Source organism: Enterorhabdus sp. P55 (genome assembly GCF_009911695.1).
GTDB lineage: Bacteria > Actinomycetota > Coriobacteriia > Coriobacteriales > Eggerthellaceae > Enterorhabdus.
This window is the reverse complement of record NZ_QWKK01000090.1, coordinates 1-9,581: the sequence shown is the minus strand read 5'-3', so window position 1 is coordinate 9,581 and position 9,581 is coordinate 1. Positions and strand designations below refer to the sequence as shown.

Genomic DNA, 9,581 nt, shown 5'->3' with positions numbered 1-9,581 from the left:
CCCCCACGCCCCGCGATCCCCACGCCCTCCCCGCCAACAAAAAGAGGGGCGCCGGCCCAGACGGCCGACGCCCCTCTCCGCTTTCGGCCTCTCGCCGTCCGCGGCCTAGTACCAGGGCACCACCAGCGTCAGCGGCATGGCGGCCACCAGCACCAGCAGGCGCAGGACGAAGCCGCCCACCAGCACGCCGGCATCCGAGGCAAAGCTGATCCAGTGAGCCTTGCGGCTCTCCTCGAACTCCTTGGGGCTGAAGAACAGCAGCCACGTCTCGAGCGCCGTCGGCAGCACGAGGCCCACCAGGACGAACAGGAACCAGAAGGCCAGCGCGCAGTCTCCGCCCACCAAGTTCATGACCGACTCCCAGCCGGCCGGGCTCGCGTTCGACGCCGTCACGAACAGCAGCGACGCCACCAGCACCAGCTCGATGATGGGCAGGCAGAAATGGAACTTCTTGAACACGCCCACACGGTTGAACTCCTCCGGATGACGGAAGATGGCCACGCAGAGCACCGCCGCCATGCCGGTGGACATGGCCGACACGAGAAACAGAATGGGCAGCAGCGCGTTGTTCCACAGCGGGAACGTCTTGCACACGCCCAGCAGGCAGCCGGTGTAGACGGCCACGCACACGCCGAACACCGCCGCCGCGATGTCAAGCCACAGCGGCACGCGGCGCTTCGCCAAGTCGAGCCCCGCGCCGATGAGCGCCAGGATGGTGAAGCCGCCCAGGAACACGACGCCCCAGGTCATCACCGACCCGAAGTTGGTGAGCAGCAGCGCGAAGCGCAGCGGGTTGTGCAGGCCGGCCGTCGCGTCGAACATGAGCAGGCAGAGTCCCACGATCACCACCACCGGCGCGATGACGCGGCCGATGCGGATCATGTTCACGGCCTCGGGATGGCGCCAGCGCAGAAACGCCGCGCTCACGTAGGCGCCGCCGCCCAGGCCCGCCAGGAACAGGTACCACGCGATGATGGAGTTCCAGATAGGTTCGAAGGTCATCTCAATCACCTCACGTAGTAGATTTTCGCTTTGGTCAGGTCACCGGCGATGGGCGCGGCGCCGGTCTCCACGATGGCCTTGGAGATCTCGCTGTCAGGGTCGTCCAAATCGCCGAAGATGCGGCAGCCGGTCAGGCATGCCTCCACGCAGGAGCACATCTTCGTGCCGTCCTCGGCCGCCACCGTGCAGAAGCGGCACTTGTCCACCGCGCCGGTCTGCGAGTTGCGCACGCGCACCTGGTAGGGGCAGGCGGCCACGCAGTACAAGCAGCCGATGCAGCGCCCCTGATCCACCTCGACGATGCCGTCGGTGCCGTACTTGGCGGCACCGGTGGGACACACCGACACGCAGGGAGCGTCCTCGCAGTGCATGCACTGCAGGGGCACATGCTCCACCCGCACGCGGGGGAAGGTGCCCACCTCGCGCTCCTCGAAGCGGATGAAGGCCTCGTCGGGAAGCAGGTCGTTCTGACGCTGGCAGGCGGTGCGGCAGGCGTAGCAGCCAATGCACTTCTTCGTGTTGATGAGCATTCCGTAGTTAGCCATTACGCACCTACCTTCTTGATCTTAACGGTGGCCTCCTGCGTCATGGCCGAGCCGTAGGCGGGCTCGATGTGGAAGGGCACGTAGTCCATGATGCGCAGGCCGAACCCGTAGGCCGTGTGCTGCTCGGGCACCGAGCAGCCGAAGTGGCTGGGGATGTAGACGACGCCCGGCGCGATGCGCTCGGTCACGCGCACCTTCGACGTGCCGGAGTGCTGGTCGTTCTCCACCACGCACTCGTCGTTGTCCTCGATGCCGAGGGCCGCCGCGTCCGCCGCGTTGATCCACGGACGATCGAGCCCGTACTGCTCGGCGATGTTCATGAGCTCGGGGATGTTGGCCGTCTGGGTGTGCGTCATGATGGCCTCCTTGCCGCCCACCAGGCGGAAGGCGCCGTCCTCGGGGACGGTCTGCGGCTCCACCCACACCGGGCACGCCGACAGCCCCGCCTTGGCACAGGCCTCGCTCGTGAACTGCACCTTCTTCGTGGGGGTGTTCCACTTGGGCGCGGTGCCGTAGGCGAAGGCCTTCTCGGGGAACTGCACGGTGCCCACGAGCCTCAGGCTGTCCAGGTCGAGCCCGACGGTCTTGAGCTGGGCGTCAGCCAGCTCCTCCTGGGTGAAGGCGAAGTACTCGCCCACCCCGCACGCCTCGGCCAGCTCGGTGAAGATCTGGTCGCAGGACCGGGTGTTGGGGTGGATGACGTCGAGCACCTGGGAGCGCAGGGCCACGTAGGGCGCCTTGCCGCCGCCGAACTCGGGCAGCTCGGCGCGCTCGAGGTAGCTGGTCTCGGGCAGCACGTAGTCGGCGAGCAGCGCCGTCTCGGACATCTGCACGTCGCAGACCACCATGAGCTCCAGGTTCGAGAGCGCCTCAGCCAGGTAAGCCGGGTTGGAGTAGCCCGCCGCCATGTTGGAGTTGTAGAAGAACATGCCCTTGAGCACGCCGGCCTTGGCCATCTCGCCGGCGAACACGGCCGAGCCCATGGAAGCCGAGGCCAGCGGGTACTCGGCAGCGCCGAGCAGCGTGCCCTCCGGCTTGGGAGGCGCGGCGAAGCGGGGATCGTCCAGCTTGCCAGCCGCGGCGCTCGAGGTGAGCAGGGCGCCGCCGGGCTGGTTCCAGCAGCCGAGCAGGGTGTTGAACAGGGCCACCGCACGCGCCGTCTCGCCGGAGTTGGCGTAGGCGCAGCCATAGGCGCCGCGCCAGCTCGGCTCGATGGAGGCCGCCGGCGCCGCCTCGGCGAACTCGGCAGCCAAGCGCTCGATGGTGTCCGCGGGAATGCCGGTGATCTGCTCGGCCCAAGCCGGCGTGCAGTCGGAGATGGCCGCGGCCCACTCGTCGAAGCCCACGCCGTTGGCGGCCACGAAGTCCGCGTCGTAGAGGTGGTTCTTGATGAGCACGTTGCTCATGGCCAGCACGAGCGCCAGGTCGGTGCCGGGGGTGATGGGCACCCACTCGGTGGCGAACACGGTGGAGTTGTTGCACCGCGGATCAACCATGACCAGGCGCGAGCCGTTCTCATAGGCACGCTCGAGCGCGGCCACCTGGCTCGGGCGGATGCCGTCGCAGTAGCTGCGGCCGATGAACATGGTCATGCGGGAGTTCTCGACATCCGACACCCAGTCGCCGGCGCCGATGGCCTGGGTGATGCCCGAGACCTTCGACAGGTTGCACGCGGCGCCGTGGGTGTAGCTGTTGGGCGAGCCGAGGGCGGTCATGAAGCGCTTGGCGTAGTAGGAGCCCGACGGACGCGGGTCCTGCACCAGCGCGAGCGCGCCCGGGCCGTCCTTCTCGATGATCTCGCTCACCTTCTCGGCGATCTCAGCATAGGCCTGATCCCAGGAGATGGCCTCGAAGCGCCCCTGCGCGTTCTTCTTCAGGGGATCGGTCAGGCGGTCTTTGGAGTAGGCGATCTGCGAGTAGCCGTAGCCGCGAGCGCACAAATGCCCGCTCGCATTGGGGTTCTGGGGGTCGCCGATGAGCTTGGTGAGCTTACCGTCGACCACATAGGCGGTGTAGCCGCATTTGCTGGAGCAGGCGTTGCACAGCGTGTGGACGGCCTCGGTGCGGCCCTCCCCGGCTTCCTCCTCGGCATGGGCCTGCTGCCAGGCGCCGAAGCTCGTGAAGCCCACAGCCGCTGCCGCGGCCACGCCAGCGCTTCCCGCCAGAAAGCTGCGCCTCGTGATAGCGTTTTCTGACATAGCTGCTTCCTCTCTTATAACTTACGCGACAGAATCCATCGCGCATCCGTTCAGCGCGCCCTCTTCGAAGGGCTCCTGCTGGGCGACGATGCCCATGATCAGGTCGACGAGGCCGATGTAGAAGCTCGCGTCCTCGTCCAGGCCGAGCAGCCGCGCCCGATACGCGGTGAGCCAGCCGAAGCGCTCCGCCAGGAAGGCGAGCGCCGGGCCCTCCATGCCCGAGCGCAGGAGCACGGCCACCAGGTCGAGCTCGAGTGCCAGGTGATCGGGGCAGGCGGCGAACGCGGGGGGCACCTCCAGCCCCAGGCCGTCCGTCACGTCGCGCACGTAGAGCGCCGCGTCCCCCAGATACCCGCCCCCAGCGGGAACGCCGGGATCGGTGGGGTGAGCGGGGCGGTGCAGCGACTCCACGGGAACGGCCGAGTCGGGCAGCCCGCCGGTGAAGTGCCGTGCGGCGAAGTCGCTCTTCTCCTGATAGCTCGGAGGGGCGAACAGCGCCGAGAGCTCGCGCGCCGACAGGAACTCCTGAAGCGGGAGCCGCGCCCTCAAGTCGCTCAGGCGCTGGCCCTCCGCGCCAAGGGGGCGATTATCCTGCAGCAGGCGCCGGGCGCCCGCCAGGAAGTCAGACCATTGGGCGGATTCGGTCAGCTCGTTCCACTCGTCCTCCCCCACCGGGCCAAAGCACTGGGCCAGGGTGGAGAACACCGCCGCGTCTTCCATGGTCGCTCCCTCCTTTCGTTGACTGCCAGGCAGCAGGGCGCCGCCTCTTCGGATGCGTGGGGCGTACCGGCTGCTAGGCCTGGTACACGGTGGTAGCCGAGACCACGCCCTCGTCGATGCACTTCTGCGCGATGTCTTCCCAATCGACGAACTGAATGGCCCCGTTGGGGCACTGGTCGGCGCAGCGGCCGCACGAGATGCACTTGGTGGACTTGTCCGTCTTGGAGCTGATGCGGGGCATGTTCCACGGGCAGGCCTGGGTGCACATGCCGCAGCCGATGCACAGCTCGTCGTCGACCACGCGCGCGCCCGTCTTCTCGCTCGGGTGGATGGCGTGGACGGGGCAGTACTTCATGCACCAGGCGTCCTTGCACTGGTAGCACTGCTTGACGGTGAACTCGCAGTCGCCGTAGATGCCGCCGCCGGTGCCGACGCCGTAGCCGAAGTTATAGGTGTCCCACACGCGCACGCGGGCGATGTGCTGGTCGACGTAGCCGTCATTCTTGAGCGTGCAGCTCATCTCGCAGCGCTGGCAGCCGGAGCAGCGCGCGCGGTCGGTGATGATCATCTTGGTGGGCGTGGTGCGCACGTCGATGCGCCCCGACGCGATGGCCTGCTGGGTCACGCCCCACGAGGCCAGCACGCCGCCGACCACCAGGCCCGCGACGCCGCAACCGGCCATGGCCAGAACCTGGCGGCGCGTGACGTTGGACTTCTTCGCGCCGTCGGCCTGCTCGGCGGCAGGGGCGGCCGGCGCAGCCTCCGGGGCGGCCTCGGCCGTCTGATCCACAGGGGCTTTGCTGTTGTTAGCGTCTGTCATGTTCGTTTCCCCCTCGCTTATATAAGTGGGTGTCGAATGATGGTGTCAGGAACTCAGGTGCCTGCCCCACCGGGCTCAGCCAGCCCTCGAAAAGCTGACCAGACCACACAACATGACGAAGGGTAGGCCAGCACGCCGCCGACCGTGTCCCCTGAATGAGGAGAAATCATGTACCCCGTAACGCCGCCGCAGGAAAAGGAGGGTACACCGCGCCGCTGGCCAGGGAATCGTTACCTTCCCGTAAGAAAAGTACCCTGCGTCGGAGGGTACGGGGTACCCGCGCACCATGGCACAATCCTGACAGCGGACATGCATCGGTATCCGTATCCGTGCTCCCTATCGGCTCGAGAGACGACCACACAACACCGTCTCGTATAGGCAAGAGATTTGGAGTATGAACCATGGCTGATGCAACGAAAGACGCGAACACGTCGTACGGCTGGACCGGCAAGATTCTGCGCGTCAATCTGACTGACGGTACCATCTCAGTCCAATCCACCGAGCCTTATAAAGAGTACATCGGCGGCATGGGACTGGCCAACAAGATCATGTACGACGAGGTTCCCGCGGGAACCGATCCCCTCTCCCCTGAGAACAAGATCATCTTCGCCGTCGGCCCTCTGACGGCATCGGGCGTGCCCCTGGCGGGCCGCACCACCATCTGCTCGCTGTCTACCTTCACCAAGGACCACCTGGTGGTCGACGCCCACTGCGGCGGCATGCTGGGCGCGCGCATCAAGCAGGCCGGCTGGGATGCCGTGGTGCTCGAAGGCGCCGCCGCCGAGCCCGTCTACGTGAACATCGACAACGGTGACGTCACTATCAAGTCCGCCGAGGGCGTGTGGGGCCTGGGCACCCGCGCCACCACCGAGGCGCTCTCCCGCCGCGAGGGCACCGACGTGTGCGTGGCCGCCATCGGCCCCGCCGGCGAGAATCTGCTGCCCTACGCCTGCATCATCAACTCGCGCAACCACTCCGCCGGCGCCGGCACCGCCGCCGTCCTGGGCTCCAAGAACGTCAAGGCGCTCGTCGTGCGCGGCACCGGCGCGGTCAACGTGGCCGATCCGCAGGCCGTGGCCGACCTGTCCGACTACATGCTGAGCGAGATCATCGGCTCCAACAACAACCACGTGGTGCCCTCCACCCAGCAGGAGTGGGCCGAGTTCTACGACGCCGGCTCGCGCTGGACGGCCCGCAACGGCCTGTACTGGGCCGCAGCCGAGGGCGGCCCCATCGAGACCGGCGAGCCGCAGCCCTACGAGATCAACAAGGTGGGCTACCGCTGCATGAAGTCGGTCAAGGACCTGGGCCTGGCCGCCGAGCAGTACACCATCAAGATGGACGGCTGCCACAGCTGCCCCATCCACTGCTACTCCGACCTGCGCGTGGAAGCCGCCGAGGACACCTCCGGCTTCGCCACCACCGGCAACACCTGCGCGGCCAACTTCCCCGTCAGCGTGTACATGGAGCCCTTCCTGCAGATGGGCCTCAAGGACCGCGGCGACCTGTCGGTGCTGTGGGACACCACCACCTCCAACACCATGGACAACATGGGCCTGTGGTGCAACTACGCCCAGCTCTACCGCGACATCGCCTACTGCTACACGGCCGGCGTGTTCCAGCGCGTGCTGCCGGCGGAGGAGTACGCCTCCATCCACTGGGAGAAGTTCTCGCCCGAGGTGTGCGACCCCACGGTCATGGTGGAGATCATCAACAAGATCGTCGACCCCACCACCGAGATCTCCTACCTGGCCCACGGCCCGCTCACATGGTGCGAGCGCTGGGGCGAGCAGGCGTGGTTCGACAACTCCAAGTCCACGCTGATCAACTACCGCGGCTGGCCCGTGCACCACGCCATCGAGTGCTTCGGCCAAGTGGGCGGCGTGTACAACATGCTGTTCAACCGCGACGACATGATCCACTCCGCCGTCAACTTCCAGGGCTGCGGCCTGCCCTTCGAGATCAAGCAGGCCATCGCCGAGGAAGTCTGGGGCGGCGCTGACGCCATCACGCCGAACAAGGACTACTCGCCGATGAACGAGCACAAGGCCAACTTCTGCTGGTGGTCGGTGGTCACCGACGTGCTGCACGACTCGCTGACCCTGTGCAACTGGGTGTGGCCCATGACCATGAGCCCCACGCGCCAGCGCGACTACCGCGGCGACCTGGACCTGGAGGCCAAGTTCTTCAAGGCCGTCACCGGCCAGGACGTGACCACCGAGCAGCTCTACGAGGCCGGCGCCAAGATCATGACGCTGCAGCGCGCCAACACCGTGCGCGGCATGACCAAGGCCGACGGCACCTACGGCAACAACAACCTCCGCGCCGACCACGACGTGATCACCGAGTGGGTGTTCACGAAGGATCCGGATCTGCAGCCGTTCACCAAGGGCACCGACAAGATGGATCGCGAGGACTTCCAGACGGCGCTCACCATGGTCTACGAGCAGTTCGGCTGGGATCCGCAGCTGGGCTGCCCCACGGCCGCCTGCCTGGACGCCTACGGCATGGCCGACGTCAAGGACGAGCTGGCCAACCTGAACCTGCTGCCCTAGCAGCGCGCCGATGAGGCCGGCTGACGGCAGCCACGGCGGCCGTCAGCCGGCCTCGCGTCCCGCACCTCGCCAAACCCGCGGCGTTTGCCATGGCGCCGTACTCTGAGGGAGCCCCGCCGGCTGGCGGGGCTCCCTCGTGCGTGGGGGGGCTGGGAGACGAAGGGCGGAGGCGGGCCCGCTGCCACGAATTGGGCCCGCAGTGGCACTCATTGGCAGTTTGGTACGGTATCGGCACCCTTATCGAGGGCGAGGGATTTTGCCGACCTGGGGTTTTGTCGTCACGCATGCCCCCGAGGAAGTCTACGGCAGCCCCAAGCGGGCCTCAAACCGTACCAAACTGCCAATGAGTGCCAGCTCACCCGAAAAAAGTGGCGGCGCGCTCCTTCGGGAGGCGCGCGCCGCCGTCGCTGCGTTGTGCCAAGCGGCTACACGTTGCGGAAGCGCTCGACGGAGGCCCACTCGGCCAGGGACTGGGCGTAGGCGGGCTCCAAGTAGCGCGTGGAGAAGAAGTAGACGTCCCCGTTGGAGACCTCCAGACGCTCGATATCGGCGTTGGCGGCGTCGGTGCAAGCGGTTTGGTAGGCGGCCTCCACGGCAGCGGCGTCCATGAGGAAGGGATCGTTGGCCAGGCTCGCACGCGCGAGCGGGCGCGGGTAGACGCGGGAGTCCTCGCGCACGCAGTCGAGGAAGGTGACCACCGGATCGTCCTCGGCAGCGAGGAACGCCCAGTGGGCGTAGGCGTCGGTCATGGCCGAGCGGTCATAGAGGTAGTAGCCGCGGGCACCCATGAGCAGCGCGATGTCCTCGCAGCGAATGGGAAGCTCGTCGTCTGGGGGCAGGGCGGGCTCGGAGGCCGCCGCGGTCGCAGGCGAGCCGGGATGGGCGCTTGCCGGGCCTGCGTCGCCGACGCTGCCAGGCGCCGCCTCCTCGGCCCGATCCGCGCCGGCAGCGTCGGGCACCAGCACGTAGGCGCCCTCTCGCCGGACGAGGCGCATGCCTTCCGGCACACGCAACGCGGGGAAGGGATCATCGTCGTTCAGCGGGGCGGCATCGGGCTCCTCCACGAAGTCGTCAAGCGCCGCCAGGGCTGCGGCGACGCGCGCCTGCTCAGCCTCGGCCCCGGGCTCGGGGCCGTCGGGCGCGGACGGGGCGGGCGCGACATGCTCCACGGCTGCCACGGCGATGACCTGCGGGGCGAAGGCAGAGGCATCGGGGGTCGCCCCGACTGCGGCTGCGGTCGGAACGGCGCCGGGGGCCGAGGCAGAAGGCGCCGCCTCCCCGGCCGAAGCCGCGCTGGCGGCGGCGCCCACGGGGGCCGCTCCCTCGGAGGCCTGCGCCGCCTGGGCGGCGGCAAGGCGCTCCTTGAAGCCGGTCGGGGCGCCCACCGCGCGGCGGGGTCCGAAGGGCGAGCGCCGAGCCGCCCGGTTGCGACCAGCCTCCGCGGGGGTCTGTCCCTCTGCGAGCGAGGCAGGCGCTGCCTCGGGATGCGCGGCCTGCCACGCCGTCAGGTAGTCGTAGACGCGCATCTCCAGGTCTTCGACGGTCATATCCGGCGGCACGAGGCCCAGCTCGGCCCAGAGCGCCGGCGTGGCCAGCCGGCTCGCGCGCGAGGCGCCGCGCACAGCCTCGAAGGCGAGCGCCAGCGCGTTGCGCTCGGTAGGCGCCACGTCCTCGGGAAACGCCGGCGGCGCGATCCCCGCGCTCGCCGCCGAGTCGCCGGCGGCCGCGCCATCGCCGCTGG

At 68.1% G+C, this 9,581-nt stretch carries 7 protein-coding genes; 1 reads left to right on the top strand and 6 read right to left on the bottom strand.

Annotated elements, in window-relative coordinates; genetic code table 11:
- Positions 1-105: 105 nt before the first annotated feature.
- The 5 genes from nrfD to D1643_RS08505 form a co-directional block, all read right to left on the bottom strand.
- Positions 106-1,002 (bottom strand): NrfD/PsrC family molybdoenzyme membrane anchor subunit, encoded by an 897-nt coding sequence (gene nrfD, locus D1643_RS08525; protein ID WP_160710222.1) that lies wholly within the window; start codon positions 1,000-1,002, stop codon positions 106-108.
- 5 nt (positions 1,003-1,007) lie between these two features.
- Positions 1,008-1,547 (bottom strand): 4Fe-4S dicluster domain-containing protein, encoded by a 540-nt coding sequence (locus D1643_RS08520; protein ID WP_160710221.1) that lies wholly within the window; start codon positions 1,545-1,547, stop codon positions 1,008-1,010.
- Positions 1,547-3,745: a molybdopterin-dependent oxidoreductase gene (locus D1643_RS08515; protein ID WP_160710220.1), complete on the bottom strand. Its 2,199-nt coding sequence runs from the start codon at positions 3,743-3,745 to the stop codon at positions 1,547-1,549. The genes D1643_RS08520 and D1643_RS08515 overlap by 1 nt, the downstream gene beginning before the upstream one ends.
- Positions 3,746-3,766: 21 nt before the next feature.
- Entirely contained in the window at positions 3,767-4,465 is a 699-nt protein-coding gene (locus tag D1643_RS08510) for a molecular chaperone TorD family protein (protein WP_160710219.1), read from the bottom strand.
- A 73-nt stretch (positions 4,466-4,538) separates the two neighbouring features.
- Positions 4,539-5,285, bottom strand: coding sequence for a ferredoxin-like protein (locus D1643_RS08505; protein WP_160710218.1), 747 nt, complete (start codon positions 5,283-5,285; stop codon positions 4,539-4,541).
- Between the two features lie 401 nt (positions 5,286-5,686).
- Here D1643_RS08505 and D1643_RS08500 point away from each other — a divergent pair, with 401 nt between their 5' ends.
- Positions 5,687-7,840, top strand: coding sequence for an aldehyde ferredoxin oxidoreductase (locus D1643_RS08500; protein ID WP_160710217.1), 2,154 nt, complete (start codon positions 5,687-5,689; stop codon positions 7,838-7,840).
- A gap of 425 nt (positions 7,841-8,265) precedes the next feature.
- Here D1643_RS08500 and D1643_RS08495 read toward each other — a convergent pair.
- Positions 8,266-9,581: hypothetical protein (locus tag D1643_RS08495; RefSeq protein ID WP_370520320.1), on the bottom strand; the 1,316-nt coding region annotated here is incomplete at its 5' end.